25 protein-coding genes and 3 pseudogenes are annotated in these 21,146 nt (G+C 59.7%); 20 read left to right on the forward strand and 8 right to left on the reverse strand.

Features of this window, described 5'->3' with window-relative positions:
- Positions 1-119 (forward strand): annotated as a pseudogene (locus ACEW8Q_RS13835) (IS110 family transposase); the annotation flags it as partial.
- An 18-nt stretch (positions 120-137) separates the two neighbouring features.
- On the opposite strand, the pseudogene ACEW8Q_RS13840 reads toward ACEW8Q_RS13835, so the two are convergent.
- The 6 genes and pseudogenes from ACEW8Q_RS13840 to ACEW8Q_RS13865 form a co-directional block, all read right to left on the reverse strand.
- Positions 138-698 (reverse strand): annotated as a pseudogene (locus ACEW8Q_RS13840) (recombinase family protein); the annotation flags it as partial.
- A complete protein-coding gene (locus ACEW8Q_RS13845; protein ID WP_373504641.1) occupies positions 695-1,150 on the reverse strand; it encodes a DUF2924 domain-containing protein in 456 nt (151 codons plus the stop codon). The gene ACEW8Q_RS13845 and the pseudogene ACEW8Q_RS13840, both read right to left, overlap by 4 nt.
- A gap of 225 nt (positions 1,151-1,375) precedes the next feature.
- Positions 1,376-1,513 (reverse strand): hypothetical protein, encoded by a 138-nt coding sequence (locus ACEW8Q_RS13850; RefSeq protein WP_373504642.1) that lies wholly within the window; start codon positions 1,511-1,513, stop codon positions 1,376-1,378.
- Between the two features lie 49 nt (positions 1,514-1,562).
- A complete protein-coding gene (locus tag ACEW8Q_RS13855; RefSeq protein WP_373504643.1) occupies positions 1,563-2,183 on the reverse strand; it encodes a hypothetical protein in 621 nt (206 codons plus the stop codon).
- A gap of 145 nt (positions 2,184-2,328) precedes the next feature.
- Positions 2,329-2,610: a helix-turn-helix domain-containing protein gene (locus tag ACEW8Q_RS13860; protein WP_373504644.1), complete on the reverse strand. Its 282-nt coding sequence runs from the start codon at positions 2,608-2,610 to the stop codon at positions 2,329-2,331.
- Positions 2,607-3,350: an ImmA/IrrE family metallo-endopeptidase gene (locus tag ACEW8Q_RS13865; protein ID WP_373504645.1), complete on the reverse strand. Its 744-nt coding sequence runs from the start codon at positions 3,348-3,350 to the stop codon at positions 2,607-2,609. The genes ACEW8Q_RS13860 and ACEW8Q_RS13865 overlap by 4 nt, the downstream gene beginning before the upstream one ends.
- 290 nt (positions 3,351-3,640) lie before the next feature.
- On the opposite strand from ACEW8Q_RS13865, the gene ACEW8Q_RS13870 reads away from it, so the two are divergent.
- From ACEW8Q_RS13870 to ACEW8Q_RS13920, 11 genes are all read left to right on the forward strand, one after another.
- The gene (locus tag ACEW8Q_RS13870) at positions 3,641-4,213 is read left to right on the forward strand and encodes a sigma factor (protein ID WP_373504646.1); all 573 of its coding nucleotides are present in this window, start codon (positions 3,641-3,643) and stop codon (positions 4,211-4,213) included.
- Positions 4,207-4,641: a hypothetical protein gene (locus tag ACEW8Q_RS13875; RefSeq protein ID WP_373504647.1), complete on the forward strand. Its 435-nt coding sequence runs from the start codon at positions 4,207-4,209 to the stop codon at positions 4,639-4,641. Before ACEW8Q_RS13870 ends, ACEW8Q_RS13875 begins: the two co-directional genes overlap by 7 nt.
- A gap of 188 nt (positions 4,642-4,829) precedes the next feature.
- Positions 4,830-5,267: a hypothetical protein gene (locus ACEW8Q_RS13880; protein ID WP_373504648.1), complete on the forward strand. Its 438-nt coding sequence runs from the start codon at positions 4,830-4,832 to the stop codon at positions 5,265-5,267.
- A 124-nt stretch (positions 5,268-5,391) separates the two neighbouring features.
- On the forward strand, positions 5,392-6,276 hold the full coding sequence (locus ACEW8Q_RS13885) for an ATP-binding protein (RefSeq protein WP_373504649.1): 885 nt from the start codon (positions 5,392-5,394) through the stop codon (positions 6,274-6,276).
- Positions 6,277-6,308: 32 nt separating this feature from the next.
- The gene (locus ACEW8Q_RS13890) at positions 6,309-6,989 is read left to right on the forward strand and encodes a hypothetical protein (RefSeq protein ID WP_373504650.1); all 681 of its coding nucleotides are present in this window, start codon (positions 6,309-6,311) and stop codon (positions 6,987-6,989) included.
- 4 nt (positions 6,990-6,993) lie between these two features.
- The gene (locus ACEW8Q_RS13895) at positions 6,994-7,224 is read left to right on the forward strand and encodes a hypothetical protein (protein WP_373504651.1); all 231 of its coding nucleotides are present in this window, start codon (positions 6,994-6,996) and stop codon (positions 7,222-7,224) included.
- A complete protein-coding gene (locus ACEW8Q_RS13900; protein WP_373504652.1) occupies positions 7,221-7,589 on the forward strand; it encodes a DUF6511 domain-containing protein in 369 nt (122 codons plus the stop codon). Before ACEW8Q_RS13895 ends, ACEW8Q_RS13900 begins: the two co-directional genes overlap by 4 nt.
- A 16-nt stretch (positions 7,590-7,605) precedes the next feature.
- The gene (locus tag ACEW8Q_RS13905; protein ID WP_373504653.1) at positions 7,606-8,367 is read left to right on the forward strand and encodes a hypothetical protein; all 762 of its coding nucleotides are present in this window, start codon (positions 7,606-7,608) and stop codon (positions 8,365-8,367) included.
- On the forward strand, positions 8,364-9,110 hold the full coding sequence (locus ACEW8Q_RS13910; protein WP_373504654.1) for a hypothetical protein: 747 nt from the start codon (positions 8,364-8,366) through the stop codon (positions 9,108-9,110). The genes ACEW8Q_RS13905 and ACEW8Q_RS13910 overlap by 4 nt, the downstream gene beginning before the upstream one ends.
- On the forward strand, positions 9,107-10,426 hold the full coding sequence (locus ACEW8Q_RS13915; protein WP_373504655.1) for an ATP-dependent RecD-like DNA helicase: 1,320 nt from the start codon (positions 9,107-9,109) through the stop codon (positions 10,424-10,426). Before ACEW8Q_RS13910 ends, ACEW8Q_RS13915 begins: the two co-directional genes overlap by 4 nt.
- A gap of 11 nt (positions 10,427-10,437) precedes the next feature.
- Positions 10,438-13,011 (forward strand): VapE domain-containing protein, encoded by a 2,574-nt coding sequence (locus ACEW8Q_RS13920; RefSeq protein WP_373504656.1) that lies wholly within the window; start codon positions 10,438-10,440, stop codon positions 13,009-13,011.
- Positions 13,012-13,028: 17 nt separating this feature from the next.
- Here the strand turns inward: ACEW8Q_RS13920 and ACEW8Q_RS13925 are convergent.
- A pseudogene (locus ACEW8Q_RS13925) lies at positions 13,029-13,186 on the reverse strand (IS5/IS1182 family transposase); the annotation flags it as partial.
- A 174-nt stretch (positions 13,187-13,360) separates the two neighbouring features.
- Between ACEW8Q_RS13925 and ACEW8Q_RS13930 the strand changes: the two are divergent.
- The 5 genes from ACEW8Q_RS13930 to ACEW8Q_RS13950 all read left to right on the forward strand — a co-directional run bounded on the left by ACEW8Q_RS13930 (position 13,361) and on the right by ACEW8Q_RS13950 (position 16,809).
- Positions 13,361-14,407, forward strand: a complete 1,047-nt coding sequence (locus ACEW8Q_RS13930; RefSeq protein WP_373504657.1) for a sensor histidine kinase — start codon at positions 13,361-13,363, stop codon at positions 14,405-14,407.
- Between the two features lie 81 nt (positions 14,408-14,488).
- Positions 14,489-14,857, forward strand: coding sequence for a response regulator (locus ACEW8Q_RS13935; RefSeq protein WP_373504658.1), 369 nt, complete (start codon positions 14,489-14,491; stop codon positions 14,855-14,857).
- A 573-nt stretch (positions 14,858-15,430) separates the two neighbouring features.
- Positions 15,431-15,967 (forward strand): crossover junction endodeoxyribonuclease RuvC, encoded by a 537-nt coding sequence (locus tag ACEW8Q_RS13940; protein ID WP_373504659.1) that lies wholly within the window; start codon positions 15,431-15,433, stop codon positions 15,965-15,967.
- Positions 15,967-16,245, forward strand: a complete 279-nt coding sequence (locus tag ACEW8Q_RS13945) for a DUF6378 domain-containing protein (protein WP_373504660.1) — start codon at positions 15,967-15,969, stop codon at positions 16,243-16,245. Before ACEW8Q_RS13940 ends, ACEW8Q_RS13945 begins: the two co-directional genes overlap by 1 nt.
- A 3-nt stretch (positions 16,246-16,248) precedes the next feature.
- Positions 16,249-16,809: a hypothetical protein gene (locus ACEW8Q_RS13950; protein WP_373504661.1), complete on the forward strand. Its 561-nt coding sequence runs from the start codon at positions 16,249-16,251 to the stop codon at positions 16,807-16,809.
- A gap of 63 nt (positions 16,810-16,872) precedes the next feature.
- On the opposite strand, the gene ACEW8Q_RS13955 is transcribed toward ACEW8Q_RS13950, so the two are convergent.
- Positions 16,873-17,550 carry a gamma-glutamylcyclotransferase gene (locus tag ACEW8Q_RS13955; RefSeq protein WP_373504662.1) on the reverse strand — a complete coding sequence of 226 codons (678 nt, stop codon included), beginning with the start codon at positions 17,548-17,550 and terminating at the stop codon, positions 16,873-16,875.
- A 676-nt stretch (positions 17,551-18,226) separates the two neighbouring features.
- Here ACEW8Q_RS13955 and ACEW8Q_RS13960 point away from each other — a divergent pair.
- The 3 genes from ACEW8Q_RS13960 to ACEW8Q_RS13970 all read left to right on the forward strand — a co-directional run bounded on the left by ACEW8Q_RS13960 (position 18,227) and on the right by ACEW8Q_RS13970 (position 21,084).
- Positions 18,227-19,492 carry a site-specific DNA-methyltransferase gene (locus tag ACEW8Q_RS13960; protein ID WP_373504663.1) on the forward strand — a complete coding sequence of 422 codons (1,266 nt, stop codon included), beginning with the start codon at positions 18,227-18,229 and terminating at the stop codon, positions 19,490-19,492.
- Positions 19,493-19,702: 210 nt separating this feature from the next.
- Entirely contained in the window at positions 19,703-20,089 is a 387-nt protein-coding gene (locus ACEW8Q_RS13965; protein ID WP_373504664.1) for a YkvA family protein, read from the forward strand.
- Complete coding sequence (locus ACEW8Q_RS13970) at positions 20,086-21,084, forward strand: carbohydrate ABC transporter permease (protein WP_373504665.1); 999 nt, start codon at positions 20,086-20,088, stop codon at positions 21,082-21,084. Before ACEW8Q_RS13965 ends, ACEW8Q_RS13970 begins: the two co-directional genes overlap by 4 nt.
- The last annotated feature ends 62 nt before the right edge of the window (positions 21,085-21,146 follow it).

Consider the following 21,146-nt stretch of genomic DNA (forward strand, 5'->3'; position numbering starts at 1 on the left):
CCCTCGTCAATGCCGGAAAGCCCGCCAAACTCGCCATCGCCGCGGTCATGCGCAAGCTGGTGATCCTCGCAAACGCTCTCATCAGGGATGACCGAACATGGACCGAAACCGCCCCTTGACCAAGACGGATAACTTCTGGCTTCCTGCTCATCGATGACGAGCTTCCGTTCCTTCGGCTTGTAGCCATAGGGCGGGGTGCCGCCCATGAAGATGCCTTTCATGCGGGAGGCTCTGACCTTGTCCCGGATGCGCTCCGCCGTCACCTCGCGCTCGAACTGGGCGAAGGACAGCAGGATGTTGAGGGTGAGGCGCCCCATGGAGGTGGTGGTGTTGAAGCTCTGGGTGACGCTCACGAAAGTAACATTGTTGCGGTCGAACACCTCGACCAGCTTCGAGAAGTCCATCAGCGATCGCGACAGGCGGTCGATCTTGTAGACCACCACCACGTCGACCAGTCCATCCTCGATGTCGGACAGCAGCCGCTGCAGGGCAGGGCGCTCCAGCGTACCGCCGGAGATGCCGCCATCATCATACTGGTCGCGGACCAGCACCCAGCCTTCCGAGCGCTGACTGGCGATATAGGCCTCGCAGGCCTCGCGCTGGGCGTCGAGGCTGTTGAACTCCTGCTCGAGGCCTTCCTCGGAGGATTTGCGGGTATAGACCGCACAGCGCAGCTTGCGGGCAGTAGGCTTGGTCATGCGTGCTTCCTCGCCGCGGATTTGATGCCGAAGAAGGTGAGGCCGTTCCACTGTGTGCCGGTAATGGCACGCGCAATGGCCGAGAGCGACTTGTAGGGGCGGCCCTGGTATTCGAAGTCAGTGTCACGCACCGTGACGCAATGCTCGATGCCCTGATACTCGCGGATGAGGCGCGTGCCGGAAATCGGCCTGCTGTCTGCCCGTGTCTGCCGCTTCGCCTTGCTGCCGCCGTCCAGTTCCTCACCCAGCCTCTCCAGCCGCCGCACGGTCTCGGGCTTCAGCCCACCGTAGGCGAGTTCCTGGATGCGGTAGGCGAGGCGGCTTTCGAGATAACGGCGATTGAAGGCGGGCGGCTCGGTCTCAAACAACTGTCGCCACTGCTTCTTGAGATCCGGCGTTGAGGTAGTCTTGAGAGCAACCAGGCGCGCTGGGATGGGATCGACATTCGTCATGCGTTTCTCCGCTGAAGTGGAGTTGCATGACTGCTCTGTCGGGGCGGCAAGTCGACGGAACTTTCTCCGCAGTCGGCAGATAAACCGCTGGACTGTCGTGCTTTCATGCGGATGACGCCTGCTGCCAGGATGCGGCCAAGTTCGGCGAGGCGTTCGGCCGGTGTCATCAGGTCGGGGGAGAGGGGATTTCTCACAGGCAGTGCTCCATGTGTCTCTGCCTGTGTATTACTTGTCGGTCCGCGATTTACTCTCAGGGGGTGCCTTGGCAGCCACCGCGACTATGCCATTGGTTGACACGGCGCCAAGCATCTCCATGGCGCCACTGGTCATGCCTTTCTGCACGGGCTCCACAACCGACGCCATGGTTTACCCTGCTTCAACGAACTGGATTCAGTACCGAGCTTTGCCATGCTCAAGTTGCGGCCATTGACCCCACTTGCGGCTTCCCTTCTGATCGCAGCCGCTGCCACAGCGGCCTGATCTTTTTCTTGATCGTGCTGTCGTCAGGTACGCGCTTTCCCTTGCCTTCAAGCCAACCGGCGATGTGCTGGACGAGTTCAGCTTGTGTCTCAGGAAGGCCATCGAGATAAATGACAGCGCACAGCTCGACCCATATGTCATCCCAGTCGAACTGTGAGGGTGCGCCGCGCCGGCTGGTGTCTCCCGTGGTGCTCGTGCCCATGATCGCGGGATTTGCCTTTTCAAACCGCACCAATTCATCATGGGCGATGACCAGATCGACCTTCTGCACAAGATGCTGGTTGTTGCCGGCCGCATTGTCGATCATGGCAAATTCTTCCGGCTGAGCAAGGAGCGTGGTGATGGCGAACTCACCCTGCTTGAAAACACGCCAGGCATCGCTGCGCTGTATAGGCACGAGTTCGATGATATAGCTGTGGCTGGTGGCGATGCGGTCGGTCACACCTGCAGCCGATGGGCGGCAGAGGCCGTAGGTGACCCGCAATCCGGCGACTGTTGCCGAAACAGTCAATGACCCAGCCAGCACAAAGGCCATCATGTCGCGCTCGGACATGCTCCAGCGCTCGAGAACTTCGTCGATGTGATAGAAGGGCTTTTGCAACTGGGTCATGGTTACGCTCCCGGAAAACAACAATGTTGGCGGTCCGGCAGAGCGCCGCCCTGCAGGTGTGAATCGTGAATAGGTTCAACCATGCCGCCTAGCGGCGCATGCCGGTATTGAAGCGCCGGTAGAGCGTGACGACCTGGGGGAGATCTTTCTGCATGTCCGGTGGCAACCGTGCCGCCTGCAGGAAGATCTCATCGACACTCATGCCGAGAAGGCTTGCGGTGCGTTCGATGAGTTCGTCCCGCGGTGCCTTCTCGATACCCCGCTCGATCCGCGACCAGTAGGCGGGCGAAATACCGATCCTCGCCGAAAACTCGTTGAGGCCGAGGCCCAGTTCGAGGCGGCGGTGGCGAATGTAGGGGCCAAAGCTCATTTCAAGTCTCCCAGACTTTTGCGACGGCCGATCAACCCATACAGGCTGAGCCTGACGCTGATGAACCGCGGCGAAACCCCAAACTCCTGCGCGAGGACATCGGTGATGCCGGCAAGCGCATCAGAGTCATTTACGGCGGAAACAGTGGGCCAGGCAGGATGGCCAAAGCTCCTGGTCTTGGTTGTTTCAAGCCTTTCCTCCCGCGCATGCGTGAGCAGGCGGCGGTGCAGCGCAAGGGCGGGGACAAGAAGTGCCCCCATGAACTCGTTGGCGAACCATTCGGAGCGGGTTTCGGCCGTCGTGAAGTCGCGGGCCGCGGATTCCGCTGTGCGATACTGCCTTCTTGTTCCACAACGATCGGAGAGTATCTCAGGAGCGTCGAAGACGACGTGGCCCAGTTCATGCGCCGCGGTGCTGAGCAGCAGGTCAGGTCTCGTTTCGAGCAAGGGGCCGTTGATCGAGACACTGACAGTGCCTGAGGTTTCCGTATCGATCTCGCAGACGCCGTAGACCTCGTGACCGTCAACATCATGAACGCGGTTCTCAAGGTCCCAGCCGACCTCGATCACCCGGCCGTTGATCGCAAGGCGCGGACAAAGGCTGGCGATGGATGAGGCCTCGAGCGGATGTTCCGGATTGGCAGGCAACACCTGCTTTCTTAAGCTGCTGGCGAGGGCCCAGATCCTTTCCGCACCCGGCGGCTTTCGGATGCCGAAATCGAAATCAAGCGTGGGGATCATGCGGTGCCTCCGGGCGGTGTCGTCTTGTGTGTTCACTATATGTTCCATTTGGCTCCTGAGTCCAGAGGTCGCAGGTGGCCCTGGGGATTTATTCCATGAATTCTTCCCCCCATTTAATCCCCGCCAGTCGCAAAATCGCCGATAAGCAATTGTTCCTACAGCTGCAATCGCGGGAATAATTCCTGTGGAAAGACTTATTCCCCATTGTTCCCCATTGCGCCTCGCTTTCCCCGGAGAGCCCGTGCTGTCCTCGTGGTGTTCGAAACGACAACGCCACATCGGAACGCACCATGCAACGCCAACACACATCGGACGATTTACTCGACGAGGCGAAGGCAAGCTTTGCCATCATCGCCGCGCAGCACCGCGGACATCGCCTCGCCCGGCAGATTTCGGATCCCGCGCGTGATCGCGAAGATCACCGCCAGGATATCCTTCTCGACCTGATCTCGCGTGCGGACCGCTTTGATCCGGTTCGCGGATCATGGGGCGCGTTCGTCACGGTTGTGACACGGAACGCAGCGCTCACCATTCTGCAGCGGCATGCACATTCGGTTGCGATCACTGGATGCAATGACGAAGTGCGTCCTGCCGAGCAGCGTCATGTTGAGGCGGCCGCTATCCTGGCGATCGACACGATGGTCGTGCAACAGCGCCTTCCTGCGTCCTTGCAGAACATTCTCGCTCATGTTGCCGAAACTGGAACTGTGACTGATGCCCAGCGCAGGAGTGGCCAGCCTGCTGCCTCTTTCTACCGCGGCCTTCGCCAGCTGCGTCTCAGGCTCATCGCCGCAGGCCTCGCGCCTACGCGCATCACCAACACCAGCCACGTGGCCTCGAGCAATTGGGAATCCCCATGCTGAAATCGGCAAACCACTCGACCTGCCCTTCAGTGCAACCAGCACTTATGCCGAAGGACATCATGAATGATGTCGATCTCTGCGTCTGGGTCGCGGAGGCAAAGCCGGGTGACCGGATCGTCTATTACCGCGGCCACCTCAGCCGGGACCGTCAAACCCATGGTGAAGGTTATCCTGAGCCCGTGCGACGCAAGATCGGCGAGATCGGCAACTGCGCCTGGATGCTTGCCGACGAGCACTGGGTGCACCTCATGCAGAAGCGCATCGGCATCGGCTTCTGGGAATACATCGCCGTGCGCAAGGCGGAAACGCCGAAGCTCAAGCCTGTCTACCGCGTCATCCAGTCGCTCGCATCGAAGGGCGCCAAGGAAAAGCGGGACTCGCCTGCAGGGCTGACGGCGACGGTTAATGCGACCGGCCCGCCGGGATGACGCATCACTCGTAACTTCCGCCAAATTTCCACCTCCCGAAACAATCACCGGCTGGACAAGTCCTCCGCGCCGCACAGGAAAGATATTGCCTGATGGTTCCTTCCGTTCTCCTGACCAAATGTACCGACGAGGCATTGCCTCTGAAGCGGGACACATCGGTTTCTGTTGCTGATCTCCCGGCACTCGCTGTGAAGCAGATCGCCGACCTGCCAGCATCAGAGCTGGCCCGCCTTCGGCAAGAAGCCGATTCCAACCAACGCATCGCCAGATCGATCACCACTTCACTCGAAGCTGCACTTGACTACCGCTATGGGGCGCGGGCCAAACAGGTTCGTGCCGCTGATGCAAAGGACACCGGGACCGTGCGCTTTGAAGACAACGGTTTCATCATCGTGGCGGACCTGCCGAAGCGGGTCAAATGGGACCAGCGGCGCCTGAAGGAGATTGTCGACCTGATCAGCTCCGGCTGGGGCGAGGATCTTGCCGAGTATGTGAAGGCGAAGTTCGAGGTTTCCGAGCGCGCTTACGAATCCTGGCCGGCGCGGTTGAAGGAGTTGTTCACGCCGGCGCGCGCCGTCGAGACGGGACGGCCGAGCTACGAGCTCATACCGCCCAAGAGCTTCTGAACAAGATGGCGGGGTGGTCCGTGCCGCAAGGGCGGGCAGGGCTGTCCTTCGGCGCCCGGTCAACACCCCGCCATCTCTCCCATGTCTCGCAGCCCATCATCGTCATTTCGAGAGGAGCCACATCATGCCACTGAAGATCGTGACAGCCGACGAACGGCTGTCGAAAGCCAACCTCAAGAGTTCCTGCGCGATCTTCGGGCCACCAGGCGCCGGCAAGACGCACTTGCTGACGACGCTTCCCGCTGACAAGACCGTTTGCTTCGATCTCGAGGCCGGGCTCAAATCGGTGCAGGACTGGCAGGGTGCCAGCATTCCGATCCGTGACTTCGTGAGTTTCCGCAAGCTCGCCATTCTGGTTGGCGGGCCTGATCCTGCAGCGCATCGCGATTCCTACTATGGCGAAGCCTACCACGCCGCGGTGCGTGCCGAATATCGCGACACAGGTCTGGAGGAATTCCTCGCATCGCGGCCGATCCTGTTCATCGACTCGATCACCGAACTGACGCGCCAGGCCATGGCCTATGCCAAGCAGCAGCCCGAGGCTTTTTCCGAGAAGACCGGCAAGCCCGATGTCCGCGGAGCCTATGGCCTCCTCGGCCGCGAAGTCATCCAGTCGCTGAAGCATTTCCAGCACGCACCGGGAAAGACGGTGATCTTCGTCGGTGTCCTCGAGAAGGTAACAGACGACTTCAATCAATCGACATGGCAGCCGCAGCTGGAAGGTACGAAAGCCGCGCGCGAACTGCCGGGCATCGTCGACCAGGTCATGTCGATGCACCTGTTCTCAGAGAAGGAAGACGGTAGCTACGTGCTGGACGAAAAGTCTTCCACCCGCCGCCTCGTCTGCCAGGCCGGCAATCCCTTCGGACTGCCCGCCAAGGATCGCTCCGGCCGATTGAGCGTCACCGAGCCCCCCGATCTTGGCGCCGTCCTCGCCAAGATCAACGGCAGTTCCCGGCCCAGCCGTCCGATCCCGGCTGATGCCGCCCCTGACCATCACACCGCTTGAACCAACCCCCAAAAACCTAAGGAGAAGATTCCATGTTCGACTTCAACGATGCCCAGCAGCAGATGTCACCCCAGGGTGAGCTCATACCCGATGGCGTATTCTCGCGCGTGAAGCTTAACGTCCGCCCCGGTGGCACCAATGGTGCTGTGCCCATGGATGCCAAACTTCTGAAGTCCTCCGACCGGAGCGACGCGCTCATGCTCAATTGCGAGCTCACGCTTCTGGACGGTCCCTATGCGCGGCGCAAGTTCTGGCAGAACTTCACGGTTGCCGGCGGCCGCCGCGATGACAAGGGCGACTCCATCGGCTGGAATATCGCCAAGTCGTCGTTCCGCGCCATGATCGATTCTGCCACTGGCCTTGACCCGAAAGATGAAACGCCCGCGGCGTGTGCCAAGCGCAAGCTTGAGGGACTCAGGCAGCTCGACGGCATTGTCTTCGCAGCCCGCATCATGATCGAGCCAAAGAATGACGATTATGCCGCGAGCAACCGGATCGCCAACGTCGTCGTCCCCGGTGATCCCGAATACGCGAAGGTCATCGCCGGGCAGCCGGTGCCGCCTGATCCCGTCAACGCCGCACCACGCAAATCTCGTGCCGACGGGGGAGCGGCCGCACCGGCATGGTCTCAGCCGCAAGCCTCCGCACAAGGACCGGCCGTTTCTCCTGAAGCAAAGCCTGCGGCCTCGATACCTCAATGGCTCAACTCCTGATCCCATGACGGAAGACGAATGGCAGGCCCACATGACGCGTGAGGCCGCGAAGGAGATCGGCGCATGGCTCGAGGCAAGAGGAAAGCTGGACCAGCCCATTCACAGCCTCACCCTACGCGATCTCGAGGCCATCGCACAGAACGCCATCTCGAAGTTCATCGTGATGGCCTCGCACCGGATCGTGCAGGACCCGGACAACACCGCCGATCTCCGCCGTTTCCTGAGGAGCGGGTGATCCATTGCGCCGTCTGCAATCGCGAAGCGCTGGGCTTCGGCTTCTGCCTGGCCCTGCGCTTCGACCTTTATCCCCACCACCATTTCTGTTCCACGCGCTGCCTCGAGCTTGGGGCAGCGATCGCCACGGAGACGAACGGCATGATCGACAAGACCGCCCGCGAGATACAGGCCCTAAAGGATGCCCGCCGTCCGTTTGCCGAGGCGCTGACCGAACTCGGCTTGATGCCGGTGTTCCATGACCGCAAGGCTGAAGACATCGAACAGCTCATCGAAGCCGTGGTGACAGGCTACGTCGACAGCATGCTGCGGCAGGCCAACGTGCCCGAGCGCACCGGCACCTTCAATGACCCGATCCCTTTCTGAACGAAGGGAAATGCCAATGCTCATCGACCTCAATCATGGGTCTGGTGCCTGCTATGAAGCAGAGGCCAGTCTTTCATCAGCGGTGAACGCCTACATTGATGATGCGCTCATCGCGCGTCACCGCTTGCAGGTCCCGCGAACCTACCTTGGCGCCAGTCGCATTGGTGAGGAATGCAGCCGCCGCCTTGCTTATGAATACATGCGAACGCCAGAGGATCCGGACAAGGCCTTCTCCGGTCAGACATTGCGCATCTTTGCCGTCGGTCATCAATTCGAGAACCTCACCATTAGCTGGATGAGAGGTGCGGGCTTCGAGCTACGCACTCAACGCCGTGATGGTGGTCAGTTCGGCTTCGAGACAGCGGGCGGCAGGATCAAGGGGCACATCGATGGCGTCATTGTCAGTGGGCCTGACATCGGTGTGCGATGGCCAGCACTTTGGGAGCACAAGGCCGTGAAGGCAAAATCCTGGACCGATGTCGTGAAGCGCGGCGTCGCGCACTCGAAGCCCGTCTACTACGCGCAGCTCCAGCTCTACATGGCCTATATGGAGCTCGAGGTGGCGCTGTTCACCTGTCTCAACAAGGATACGCAGGAACTCCACCACGAACGCGTGGACCTCGTTCCGCACGTTGCGCAAGCACTCTCCGACAAGGCCGCCGACATCATCCGCGCCGTCGAATGCAACGACTTGCCGTCCCGCATCGCTGCGAGCCCCGATTTCTACATCTGCCGTTTCTGTCCGTTTCACTCATCATGCTGGGAGATGAACTCATGAAAGTGCCCGCCGCTTACGAGTTGAAAGCATTGTATCACGCACGCCGCTCCAGCTTCGACGAACTCGGGGAGATACGCGGTCTGGTGAGTGCTCCCGTTTACGTCTTTCCCGACCAGGACGTTTTCGACAGCGACAAAATCACGGAGTTATGCCGCTCAACTCTCGATCAAGAAATTTGCCTTCCGCATGAGCAGGTCATCTTCGAGGTGAAGGACAAGCTGGGAGAATGCGAGTCGTACATTCTCTATTGCCGTAACCTCGGCCCGGATGCAGAGGCCTTCCTGCTGATCAAGGGTGTCGAGCGGAATCTCTGGGTTGGCCCGCTCATGCGGCTCATCTTTCGCGTTACCGGCGAACTCGAGACATTTGCCAATCCCAGGCATGTTCATGAAGACGCAGCAGTTGAACTCTTCGCATATGTTTCGGCTGGCATGTATGTGCGGGCACTGAACATTCTTGCCATGAGCCCCGAAATCCATAGCGCCAGTCTACCACTGCCCGGGCGCCGGAAATGCGAGAAGGCCGGTGTCACGGGTTGGGTATGGCACACCGTCAGCATCGACCCTTCGAAGCTGACCGTGCGTGGCCCCGGCCAGGGCGGTACCCATGCAAGCCCTCGCTGGCATATCCGCCGCGGACACTGGCGCAATCTCGCTGGCGGCCGCCGTGTGTTCGTGCGCGAATGCGAGGTCGGAGACATGTCCCGGGGTGGCGTCGTCAAGGATTACGAGGTTGCTGCATGAATGCCTTCACACCCTCCGACGCCCAGGCGAGGGCAATCGCTGAGATCAAGGACTGGTTCGTGAACCGCTCTCAACATCAGCAAGTGTGCCGGCTGTTTGGTTATGCCGGAAGTGGCAAAAGTACGGTGCTGCGCTTTGCGTTGGAGGAGCTTGGCCTCAGCACGTCCGTGTCCTCAAGGCATTGTGTGCCGGATGTGGTGACCTCCACCTTCACTGGCAAGGCGGCGCTCGTACTGCGGCGCAAGGGAACGCCAGCGCGCACGATCCACAGCCTGATCTACAGCGTGATCGAGGCGACCGAGGATGAGGTGGCAGCCGCCGCAGCGAAGATCGATGAGGAAAAGCAACAGGCACGCGGGCTCACTGGCTTCGAGAAGACGACAGTGGAGGCCGCTATCGAAGCGATGCGGCAGGCGCTGGCGCAGATGAAGCAGCCGCGCTTTACGCTGAATCCGCAGAGCGATGCGGCGCTGACGAAACTCATCGTTCTCGACGAGGTGTCGATGGTCGACGAGGACATGGCGCGCGACCTCATGAGCTTCAAGAAGCCGATCCTTGTCCTGGGCGATCCGGGCCAGCTGCCGCCGATCAAGGGTGAGGGAGCGTTCACCCGCGATGCGCCCGACGTCATGCTGACGGAAATCCACCGCCAGGCGGGCGAAAGCGCCATCATCCGACTCGCCACCATGGCGCGGCAGGGCGAGGCTATCGGCTTCGGGCAGTATGACGCCCATGTCGCCAAGATGCGCAAGATGGATGTGACGCCTGAGCAGGCATTGAGGGGAGGCCAGGTCATCTGCGGCCGCAATGCCACGCGGTTCGAACTGAACAATGCCATGCGCAGGGCAGCGGGATTCAGTGATGGCGGCACCCTGCCGTCCGGTTCCATGGAGAAGATCATCTGTCTCAAGAACCAGAATGATTTCGGACTGATCAATGGCATGTTCATCACGCTGGAAGACATCGTCGACGAGGGCACGCACTACTTCTCGGCCCAGGCGCATGATGAGGATGGGCAGCCTGTCGGGCCGCTGCTTGATGCCGATGGCAGCCGCGGAAGGCTTCGCTTCTATAAGGGTCACTTCGAGGATCATCTGTCTTTTGATCCCCACCGCCACGACTGCGACTGGAAGATCAAGCGGCAGCTGTCGGAGGCGACATATGGTTGGGCCATCACCTGCCACAAGGCGCAAGGCTCGCAATGGGAGAATGTCATCGTCTGGGACGATGGCCTGGGGCAGAGCGAGGCCGATCGGCGCCGCTGGCTCTATACCGCCATCACGCGTGCCGAGCGCGGGCTTGTGATACTGGCCTGAGGTGCAGCCGCATGATCGATCTCAACGACGTCTGGCATCCTCCGGCGCAATTCGACCTGCCCGAGATCCGACGCCGCCTCTCCGCCACCGCGCCGGACTGGTTGCCGGAGCTGTTTCCCCATGCGCGCATGGCGGCGGACCGCAGGGCGCTGCGCTGTGCCGATCTCTCGGGCCGGGCGCCACGGGGCGAGGGCTCCTGCATCCTTCATCTCAAGGGGCCCTATGCCGGGACCGGCTATGATCACGCGACCGGGGAATTTGCCGCCGGCATCGATCTCATCCATCACGCAACGGGGCTTTCCGACCGGGCGCTGTTTGCCGAGGCAGCCCGTCTGGCGCGGCTTGATACGCCGGCGCCGAGGATGACGGTTGCGGCTTCCAGGCCCGACCACAGCCTCGACATCGCACGCATCCTTGAATCCTGCCAGCCGCTCGCCGGTACGCCCGCCGAAACCTATCTGAGATCTCGGGGCCTCGAAGATCCATGCTCTCCTGACCTGCTCTATAACGTCGACCTGACCGACTTCGAGACGGGACGCGGCTGGGCGGGCATGGTGGCAATCGTCCGCGACGGCCGGGGTGAGCCGACGGGCGGCATACATCGGACGTTCCTGCTGGATGACGGCTCGGCCAAGGCACCGCCGGGCAAGAAGATGCTGGGGCCTGTTGCCGGCGGTTCGGTACGGCTGTTCTCCATGACGCCCGCGGGTCAACTTGGTATTGCCGAAGGAATCGAAACGGCGCTTGCCGCGCATCGCATTTTCGGGATCCCCGTCTGGGCGGCGCTGTCGGCCGACGGCGTGCGCCGCTGGCAGTGGCCGGAAGGCGTGTCCCATGTGACGATCTTTGCCGATGCCGGGGATGCAGGACGTCAGGCGGCCGCTACCCTTGCAGATCGGCTCAATAATGCAGGGATTGCTAGCCGAATCGTTCACCCTCTTCATGGGGACGATTTCAATGATGATTTGCAGCGCGGGGCCGCAGCTGATGATTACCCCGACGAAATGGTAATGCCGCCGACCAATGCTTTAGAAGCGGATGAACCCACGCCAGTCTCCGCAGTTGCACCCCAGGATGACCATGCCGAGCTGATGACAGCAGCGGAGGCGCTGAGCAATCCGCCCGACCTCAAGGCTCTCAGCACGCTCCTGGGTCGCCTCGCGCTCGCCCACCTCGAACCCCTGACCGAACGCCAGGTCGTTGCCCGCATCAAGACCGCCACGGGAATCGCCGCTTCGATTCTCGAGAAGCAACTGGCCGAATTGCGCCGCCGCGTGAGCGCCACCGGTGATCCAAACACTCTAATCGCGAGGCCCCGCTGGTTCCGCCGCCTGCGGCTGGACCTCGCAGGGACGCCCGAGCGCAACGAAGCCAATGTCATCATCGCGCTCACCTCCGATCAGGCCTTCGCGGGCATCCTCGCCTTTGACGCGTTTGCCCAGGAGATCATGGTGCGCCGGCCTCTGCTATGGGATAGCCCGGACGCTGCCTTTCCACGCGAATGGGAAGATGGCGACGACATTCGCACCGCTGAATGGCTGCAGCTGCGTGGCATCAACGTTGCGCCCGTTGTCGTGGGCCGCGCCGTTGGCGCCGTGGCGCGCGAGCATCGCATTCATCCCGTCCGTGATTGGCTTGATACGCTCAAGTGGGATGGCACGCCCCGGATCGAGACCTGGACCAGCACCTATCTCGGCGCCAAGCCTACGACGCTTCATCACGCCATGGGTGCGTTGTGGCTGATCTCTGCCGTCGCCCGCATCTATCGCCCGGGCGTCAAGGCCGATCACATGCTGATCCTCGAAGGCCCGCAGGGTGCGAAGAAATCCACAGCACTGAAAGTGCTCGCGGGTGAGCACTGGTTTACTGACGAGCTCCCCGAGCTGGGCTCCAAGGATGCAGCGCTGCACATGCAGGGAGTGTGGATCGTGGAGATTGCCGAACTCGACGCCATCGGCCGCGCCGAGGTCTCGCGCATCAAGGCGTTCCTTACACGCACCACCGATCGCTTCCGCCCGCCCTATGGCCGCTACACCATCGAGGTGCCGCGGCAGTGCGTGTTCGCTGGCACCGTGAATCCGGACACATACTTGCGCGATGAAACCGGCAACCGCCGTTTCTGGCCGCTGCGCTGCGGCGCGATCGATATTCCAGCGCTGGCCCGTGATCGCGATCAGCTCTGGGCCGAGGCTGTCCACCGCTACAGATCCGGCGCCATCTGGTGGATCGAGGACCCGGCGTTGCTGACGGAGGCGAGTGCCGCACAAGATGCACGCTACCAGGCCGATGCATGGGATGCCCGCATCGACCGCTGGCTGACGCATGATGTGCGGAGGGTCAATCGCGGCTTTGTGGGAATCGATGACTGGCGCAAGGAAGAAGTCGAACGCACCGAACCGATTTGCGACGTCGCGGTGGGTGAGATCCTCGAGGGCGCGCTCAGCATCGAACCTGCCAAGTGGACCAAGCTCGACCAGATGCGCGTCGGGGCTTGGTTGAAATCACGGCAGTGGGGGAGATACCAATGCCGGACCGGAGAAACGCGCGCATGGCGCTACCGCAAGCTGCCGGCAGAAAACGGGTGAGGACCCCACATCTCTCGCTCCGTCGGACTCGACGTCAGCTGCACTGGCAGACCATTACGATCGACCACCACAAGAATTTGGTTGTCATCCCGCCGCAGGACCCTCCCAAAGATTGACGCTGATTCCTCGTGATGCAGGCTCCATGCTGATGCACGCGAACAATGGCGGAAGCGATGTGCACTTCAAGCGGATCGCCATTCATCCGCCTTGTCTTCACAGCCTATTCATTAGGTTTCCTGTCTCCGAGGTGGTAGTCTTCGCTCTCAACAGGTGAGAGACAGCAGTCTCTTCCTCTTTTCTCATCACTTCATCATCTTGTTTACCCTGTCTGCTGGCAGTCGAGGACGCTATGACAGACACTCTCTCCACCCATGTCGAATCCGCCAGCACGCTGGCCGTCATTGCGTCGTCCAATGAACCGCTCCTGTTCTTGACGGATGACCTTCGGCTCATTGCAGCCAGTGCCTCATTTTGCCGCGTCTACAACATTGCCCCAGCCTCCGTACCCGGCCGTCCGCTGTCCGAGATCGGGCACGGCGAATGGGGGATACCTCAGATAGCGTCCTTGCTGAAGGCTACGGCAGGAGGTTTGGCAAAAGTCGAGATGTACGAGACAGACCTCATAAGACGAGAGCAGGAGACCCGCCATCTGGTGTTGAATGCCACCAGATTGGAAGATGGCGACGCGGAACACACGCGGCTCTTGCTGGCGATCACCGACGTGACAGCCATCCGAGCAGAAGCGAAGTTGAAGGCAGACCTCATCCGCGAGAAAGAGATACTGCTCCTTGAGGTGCAGCACAGGGTCGCCAACAGCCTCCAGATCATCGCCAGTATTCTGATGCGTAGTGCCAGACAAGTGCAGTCAACAGAAGCCCGTGGTCACCTGCACAATGCCCATCATCGTGTCCTGTCAATTGCCGCAGTGCAGCGGCAACTGGCCCAGTCCAGTCTAAACGATGTTGACGTGGCCCCCTATTTTCACCAGCTTTGCGAAAGCCTCGGCACTTCGATGATTTCGGACCCCACTCAAATCAAGATCGTCGTCAGGGCAGACCACGCCTTGGTACCGCCGGGTGTCTCGGTGAGCCTTGGCCTTATTGTGACGGAACTCGTCATCAATGCCTTGAAACATGCCTTTCAGGAAAAGGCCTCCGGTCAGATTCACGTCAGCTACCACCGACATGACACGGGTTGGACGTTGTCAGTCGAAGACACAGGCAGTGGCATGCCAAGCGGACCAAATGCAAAGCCGGGACTGGGAACGGGCATTGTGGAAGCTCTCGCCACGCAGCTTGATGCGGCCGTTGAAGTTACAGACAACTCTCCCGGCACGGCTGTGACGCTCGTTCATGTTGCAACGAAAGATGGAACTTACCGATCAGCGGCAGCTTAACGTGTGAATGGTCCGCAGCACTTGCGATGGCGTAGTCGCCATCACAACAATAAAAATCACGGCGGCCCTTGGGGATATGCAATGACAATCGCAAGGTCCACAATTCTGGTGGTTGAAGATGAGTCGCTGATCAGAATGAGCGCCGTTGACCTGACCATTTCAGCAGGTTTTCGGGCAGTCGAGGCCAAGAATGCCGATGAGGCAATCGGCATACTCGAAGCACGGCACGACATTCACCTCGTGTTCACCGATGTCGACATGCCGGGCTCCATGGACGGGCTCAAGCTATGCCACCACATCAGAGACCGCTGGCCTCCCGTCAAACTACTAGTGGCCTCGGGTAAGACTGTTGTTGCCGAAAGCCAGCTCCCAGATGGGGCAATGTTCTTCTCTAAGCCGTACAGTAACACCTCGATTGTCGAAGCTATGACGCGGCTGCTTGCTGCTTGAGTGTCTTGCGACTGCAGTATGTCGCGACGGCGCTTGCTATGGCGCTGCAAGTAATGGCTTTCCGTGCAAGAGTTTTCCCACAAGGCCCTTCATGCGATGGATGCATGTTTTCATGCGGTGTCATGATCGTGTCCTAGCGAGGTATCCGTCTCGAGGCAGAGCTTCTATCGCGGCGTGACGAGCGCGCTGAAATTGCTTCTCCGGCCCCGCCATTTTGTCACCACCTCGGGTTCTGTCACCACCTCAGTTCTCAGGTGGTGACAGAAATAATCGTGATAAATCAACGTTGTCACCACTGTCACCACCTGCACCACCAACTTCTTTTCCTTTTGCTATAGGAGTGTGTCCCCTGTTTTTTTCTTCCACATACGATGTAAGGGAAAAAGGTGGTGACAGGTGGTGACAGTGGTGACAGCGTTGTTATTGCTTGGGGTTTTTTGTCACCACCTTGCGACGGAAGTGGTGACAGGTGGTGACAAAGGGCAACAAGCTGATTTCACTTGATCCACATCGCCCCGTGTGATTCTCTGAACGAGACCAAAGCCGAAGGCCCACGATCCGTGAGCCTTCACCATGAACCCTGCCGATAACCGCCTAGCATCGCCCAATGCCGCTTCAGCCGCAGCAAAGGCAAGCCCATCGATTCCATCCATCCTCGCCCTCGATCTCGGCAGCACCACAGGGTGGGCTGTGCGCAACAGCCGCTGTCGCATCCTGCATGGCACGGCTGAATTCCGGCCCACCCGCTTCGAAGGCGGTGGAATGCGCCACCTGCGCTTCGGCAAATGGCTCGACCAGACGCTCGATGTCACCGGCGGCATCGATGCCGTGTACTTCGAAGAGGTGCGCCGGCATGCCGGAACCGACGCCTCTCACATCTACGGCGGCTTCCTTGCTGCGCTGACGTCCTGGTGTGAGCTACATGGCATCGCGTATCAGGGAGTGCCGGTTGGAACCATCAAGCGCTTCGCCACCGGCAAGGGCAATGCGGACAAGGCCGCAATGATCGCCGCCATGCGCGAACGCGGCTTTGAGCCTGCAGACGACAACGAAGCCGATGCCATCGCCATCCTGCTCTGGGCTCTCGAGACGAATGGAGGGGTGCAGTGATGTCGGCCGAGATGTTCCTCAAGCACGCTGCCAACATTGTCAGCGAGCGCCGTGCGCAATACGGCGCAGCTAGCACCGCCATGATGGCTCTCGCCACACGATGGTCAGTGACGCTGGGCCAGCCAGTCACACCTGCTCAGGTTGTCCTGTGCCTCATCGACCTCAAGCTTGCCCGCCTTGCGCATGATCCAACCAACGAGGACTCCGCAGTTGATGTCTGCGGCTATGCCGCGGTGCTGCGCGAACTCATCACAACATCATCAACGGAAGGTGTGTGAACCATGGTCCGTGGACGCAAACGCAAGCCTGGCAAGCGCTACCCCTGTGGCAAGCGCACGAAACAGGAGCTGGAGAAGGATGCCATGAGCACGGTGATTGACGCACGCCAAAGGCAATTCGGTGTAACAGCAAAGCAGGCACGAGATGAACGGCTGGGGACGGCATTGGGCCGGCTCGCCTTCAAGCAGATGATCAGCGAAACACAATACCAGGCCGGCGTCGCCTTTGCCCAACTGTATCACCACCATCACGTGGCGATCGGCCTGCCATCCCCCAGCCCGCGCTCGGTGGCAGGTCTCCTCATCAACGAGGGTATTATCGGCAGCGCTCCCAGCGAGCCCGTACTCGAGGTCACCGAGAAGCTGAAGCGGCGGTTCCGTGATGCAACCGATGCGCTCGATGCGTGCGACCGTGAGCATCGCCTGTCAGCGGGCAGACGGCCTACGCTGCTGATCTACCGTGTTGTCTGCACCGACGAGGACGCCATGCACTGGAAAGAAGAGGACTTGGGCAACCTGCGAGTGGCCCTCAATGCGCTGGTGCGGGTGTTCCGCTTACGGTGATTTGCAGTGACGTTTGATGCGTTCCCGTCTTCGGACGGCAGCGCCGTGTAAGCGCCAACTGGCTCAGCGACGGTCCCAGCGTTCGACTTCTTCTGCCACCAACCTTTGCAGCTGCCAGAGATTGCGGTCGCGGATGCCGTGTTCCTCTAGCTTCAGTACAGTCTGGTAAAGATATTCAGCGCTGGAACCATAGTGGCCACACGCGTGGGCAAGACGCAAAGCCACCGCCTCAAGCGGCAGTCGCAGCGAGATGCCCCGCCCCGACGGGCCCGCCCAGAACACCAGAGCGCGAATCGATGCTTCAGCGGTCACGACTGAGATCCACCGGGCCATGCCTAAATCTTCGTGCGCGGTAATCTCGCGCCGCACGAGCCGATGAACAATGTCGGAAACTTCTGCTTCGGGCAGTCGAAGCAGAAGGCCTGCGCATCGGCCGCCACGGGCAAGCGCCATCATGAGGCCAGGGAGTTCTGGTGTTCCTCGCCAGCGTGTCTGCTCGATGCAGAACGCCCGATGCCATCCAAGTGCCGTGCCGCGCCGATATTCCGCAACCCCAAAGCTCGGGTTCCAGATCAGTGAGCCATAGCCGAAGACCCAAAGAGGACCCTCTGGTCGGTCCGCGAGCAGCCGCTCAGTCAATGCTGACCGTACCTCATCCCTTAGGGGCGTGTAATCAGGATTCGGACCCGGATCGATCTCGGCCCGAAAACAGCGGGCAACCAACTCAGGCGTCAGCGCCAACTTGCGCCCGCGCCTATCTCTGACATGTAGATCAGCTTCCAATGTCACGTCTCTAGCCCAAAGGAACGACAGCCAAGATAAAGCACAGTCCTCGTTCGTGATCCCAGCACCGCCGTTGTGATCACAATGCCAACTAATGCATACTACATCAACGCATCACTTTTGTCCCATTTCTTGAAGCGCTTTCCCCAAAGCGGTCGTGCAGGCCTTGCGGTTGTGAGTTCTAATTGGTATGCGAGTGGAACTGGAATCCAACTTACTAGAAAAATGTTCAGATTACTTGAAATTGTCTGTTGACATGTGTCAGCGGCACCAATAAAAGTTCTGTTATTGAAAGCTCAGAAATGTGTCCGGAGTTGAGCTCTTCCGATGTGACGAGCCAGATGAATTCACGGGTCCTTCCGCGTAGAGAAGCGTAGAGGGGGGGCTCAGCGCAGCATCCCGCTAGCGTCAGGGTTCCAATTTGGGGTCCCAGTTTCCAGTTTCCACCCCACAACGATCGCATCACGCGGACAGCATCGATTGAAAACACGCCCGTTTTATCGGGTCTTTCGTATTTTAAGCTTTGGCGGTGTTGGTGGAAACCTTGGGTGGAAACCTCCGGTACAAGGTTCCATTTTCCAGGCACCAGGTTTCCACTTCGGGTTCCACCCGGTTTCCACGCCATGAGGTATCGATGATCCCCGAGAGTTACGCCCTCGAGCGCGTGGACGTGTCTGTGCTGTCAGGTTTTGCCGGCAATCCGCGCACGCATTCCGAAATCCAGATCAAACAGATCGCTGCCAGCATCCGTGAATTTGGCTGGACCAATCCGATCCTCGTCGATGCCACGGGCACAATCATTGCCGGACACGGGCGGCTTGCGGCGGCGAAGGAACTGGGACTGCAACAGGTGCCGGTCATCCGGTTGGGCCATCTGTCGGACGCGCAGCGCAAGGCACTCGTCATTGCCGATAACCAGCTGGCGCTCAACGCCGGATGGGACGAGGCAGCGCTGTCGGTGCTGATCCAGGAACTCGACGCCGAGAAGTTCGAACTCGACCTCCTGGGCTTTGCGACAGACGACCTCGACCGCTATCTTGCGGGCCTCGATAATGGAGACGCAGCGGCCGCTGAGGAAGCTGAACTTCCCGAGTTTCCTGTCGTCGCAACATCACGGCCGGGCGATCTGTGGATCCTTGGGAACCATCGGCTACTGTGTGGTGATGCCAGGGTCGTCACAGACGTTGAGCGTCTGATGGACGGCCAGCTCGCGGACATGGTTTTTTGCGATCCACCTTACAATGTCGACTATGGCAATTCCGCCAAGGACAAAATGCGCGGCAAGGACAGGCGCATCCTCAATGATGCCTTGGGCGAGGGCTTCTATCAATTTCTCTACGATGCCTGCGTCAACATGCTGATGGTGACCAAGGGCGCCTTTTACATCTGCATGAGTTCCTCCGAGCTCCACACGCTACAGAAGGCCTTCACCGACGCCGGCGGCAAGTGGTCGACATTCGTCATCTGGGCGAAGAATAGTTTTACGCTGGGCCGTGCCGACTACCAGCGGCAGTATGAACCCATCCTCTATGGCTGGAAGCAGGGTGCCGACCACTTTTGGTGTGGGGCCCGCGACCAGGGCGATGTGTGGTTCGTCGACAAGCCCCGTGTCAACGATCTCCACCCCACCATGAAGCCGGTCGAACTCGTCGAGCGTGCGATTCGCAACAGCAGCAAGAGCCGCGATATCGTTCTCGATCCTTTTGGCGGTTCTGGTACGACGCTCATCGCTGCTGAGCGCTCTGGCCGGTCAGCACGACTTCTGGAACTCGACCCCAAATACATGGACGTGATAGTCGAGCGCTGGCAGAATCTCACAGGCGGTGTCGCAGTGTTGGAAGCCGAGGACCGGACCTTTGATGACGTGAAGGCGAGCCGCTGTGTTGTTGCAGCACCTTGACCCGCTATTATTGATTGATCTTCTCGCAAATTTAGCCCCAAGGTTGCGATCTGAGCCTCGGAGCAAAGTTTTATGGGTCCTCGACGCTTCGAGCTCGTGGTCTGCGTGGATGAGTAATCATTGCCATCTCCTCCGCAGGTCTTGCCTTTTTGAACAGGCAATCAGCCATCTTATGAATTAAACTGACATATGGCGTCAAATTTCAACTGTATGACGAAGCAGCTGCACGCTTGGGCACGCATTATCAAGAGAGATGTGCATGCCCTCTATCTGGCAAGCCGTGATCCGCGCGTGCCGTGGTATGCCAAAGCGCTGGCAGTTGTCGTGGCCGGCTACGCAATTTCGCCGATTGACCTCATCCCGGATTTCATCCCGGTACTGGGATATCTCGATGACGTAGTGCTCTTGCCCCTGGGAATCTATCTCGTGGTGAAGCTTATTCCACCAGATATCATGGCAGAGCATCGTGCCCTGGCAGACGCCGCCCAGGAACGGCCTGTCAGTCGGCTGGCCGCGGTGATAATCATATTACTCTGGATTGCATCGGTCATACTGGCAGGCTGGCTGGCTTACCATTATCTGTGGGCGGCACCGTGAGTAGACTTGGCAAGGTTTTCACCTACACAATTCTTTTGATCTGGACGCTTGTGTGTCTCATCCCGATTTATTGGGTGGCGATTACCTCCTTCAAGAGCGTGGAGAACATCGACAAGCCGCCCGGCTATTTTCCATTTGTCGATTACATACCGTCTCTGGATGCGTGGCGCTTCATCCTGTTTGACCAGAGTGAAAGCCTCGTGACGCGCTTTCTCAATTCGGCGGTGATTGGGGGTGCAGCTACAGTTTTGACGATTGTTGTCAGCGGTATGGCAATCTACGGGTTGACCCGGTTTCCACCGGCAACCCGCTGGACAACTATTGCATGTGCCGCCGTTGCAGCCGCGTGTGCTTTGGCAGGCATTTCAGTCTCGGGTGAGTTACTGCGGGGCGGGCTTTTCGCCGGAGCAGTAGCCAGCTTAATCCTGGCCGTCGGCCTCCGCAGGCGAGGGCCTGCCATGTCGGCGTCCACCATTATAGCCCTGATGCTGGCAACCCGCATTTTGCCGCCCATCATCCTGATGATTCCACTCTACATGCTCGCCATGGTGACCGGTACACGGGATACGCATGCGGCCATGATCTTTGTCTATACCGCCATCAATGTGCCAGTGGCCGTCTGGCTTCTCCTGCCGGTTCTTGGCCCTCGGGCAACCGAGCAGGAAGAGGCCGCTCAACTCGATGGTGCTTCTCACTTCGGCATTTTTTTCACCATCCTGCTGCCGATGGTGAAGGCGGGTGTCGCAGCCGCCGGCCTGATTGTCTTTTTGATGTGCTGGAATGAGTACCTCTTCGCAGTTTATCTGACGGCTGACCACGCGCTGACGTTACCGCCTTGGGCAGTGGGTCAACTTTCCATGAAAGAGGCGCAGGTTGGAGGAGAGGCGGAAGAGTGGGCGCACCTATCGGCGGCCACGATCCTGATGATGATTCCCGCTCTGATATTTAGCGTTTTTGTCCAGAAACATCTCGGCCGCAGTATTGTTGGCAGATAGCCGGTTCCAAGATTGTTAAGGCTATGGTCAAGCGTTGTGGCACTGGTCGTGACCTGTGCAAA

It is taken from the genome of Aestuariivirga sp., from assembly GCF_041738905.1.
In the GTDB taxonomy this organism is placed as follows: Bacteria; Pseudomonadota; Alphaproteobacteria; order Rhizobiales; family Aestuariivirgaceae; genus Aestuariivirga.

Bases quoted from the DNA above. Each gene is read 5' to 3' on its own strand.
- ACEW8Q_RS13845 (WP_373504641.1), bottom strand. From the start codon at position 1,150: ATGACGAATGTCGATCCCATCCCAGCGCGCCTGGTTGCTCTCAAGACT.
- ACEW8Q_RS13850 (WP_373504642.1), bottom strand. From the start codon at position 1,513: ATGGCGTCGGTTGTGGAGCCCGTGCAGAAAGGCATGACCAGTGGCGCC.
- ACEW8Q_RS13855 (WP_373504643.1), bottom strand. From the start codon at position 2,183: ATGTCCGAGCGCGACATGATGGCCTTTGTGCTGGCTGGGTCATTGACT.
- ACEW8Q_RS13860 (WP_373504644.1), bottom strand. From the start codon at position 2,610: ATGAGCTTTGGCCCCTACATTCGCCACCGCCGCCTCGAACTGGGCCTC.
- ACEW8Q_RS13865 (WP_373504645.1), bottom strand. From the start codon at position 3,350: ATGATCCCCACGCTTGATTTCGATTTCGGCATCCGAAAGCCGCCGGGT.
- ACEW8Q_RS13870 (WP_373504646.1), top strand. From the start codon at position 3,641: ATGCAACGCCAACACACATCGGACGATTTACTCGACGAGGCGAAGGCA.
- ACEW8Q_RS13875 (WP_373504647.1), top strand. From the start codon at position 4,207: ATGCTGAAATCGGCAAACCACTCGACCTGCCCTTCAGTGCAACCAGCA.
- ACEW8Q_RS13885 (WP_373504649.1), top strand. From the start codon at position 5,392: ATGCCACTGAAGATCGTGACAGCCGACGAACGGCTGTCGAAAGCCAAC.
- ACEW8Q_RS13890 (WP_373504650.1), top strand. From the start codon at position 6,309: ATGTTCGACTTCAACGATGCCCAGCAGCAGATGTCACCCCAGGGTGAG.
- ACEW8Q_RS13895 (WP_373504651.1), top strand. From the start codon at position 6,994: ATGACGGAAGACGAATGGCAGGCCCACATGACGCGTGAGGCCGCGAAG.
- ACEW8Q_RS13905 (WP_373504653.1), top strand. From the start codon at position 7,606: ATGCTCATCGACCTCAATCATGGGTCTGGTGCCTGCTATGAAGCAGAG.
- ACEW8Q_RS13910 (WP_373504654.1), top strand. From the start codon at position 8,364: ATGAAAGTGCCCGCCGCTTACGAGTTGAAAGCATTGTATCACGCACGC.
- ACEW8Q_RS13915 (WP_373504655.1), top strand. From the start codon at position 9,107: ATGAATGCCTTCACACCCTCCGACGCCCAGGCGAGGGCAATCGCTGAG.
- ACEW8Q_RS13920 (WP_373504656.1), top strand. From the start codon at position 10,438: ATGATCGATCTCAACGACGTCTGGCATCCTCCGGCGCAATTCGACCTG.
- ACEW8Q_RS13930 (WP_373504657.1), top strand. From the start codon at position 13,361: ATGACAGACACTCTCTCCACCCATGTCGAATCCGCCAGCACGCTGGCC.
- ACEW8Q_RS13935 (WP_373504658.1), top strand. From the start codon at position 14,489: ATGACAATCGCAAGGTCCACAATTCTGGTGGTTGAAGATGAGTCGCTG.
- ACEW8Q_RS13940 (WP_373504659.1), top strand. From the start codon at position 15,431: ATGAACCCTGCCGATAACCGCCTAGCATCGCCCAATGCCGCTTCAGCC.
- ACEW8Q_RS13945 (WP_373504660.1), top strand. From the start codon at position 15,967: ATGTCGGCCGAGATGTTCCTCAAGCACGCTGCCAACATTGTCAGCGAG.
- ACEW8Q_RS13950 (WP_373504661.1), top strand. From the start codon at position 16,249: ATGGTCCGTGGACGCAAACGCAAGCCTGGCAAGCGCTACCCCTGTGGC.
- ACEW8Q_RS13960 (WP_373504663.1), top strand. From the start codon at position 18,227: ATGATCCCCGAGAGTTACGCCCTCGAGCGCGTGGACGTGTCTGTGCTG.
- ACEW8Q_RS13965 (WP_373504664.1), top strand. From the start codon at position 19,703: ATGACGAAGCAGCTGCACGCTTGGGCACGCATTATCAAGAGAGATGTG.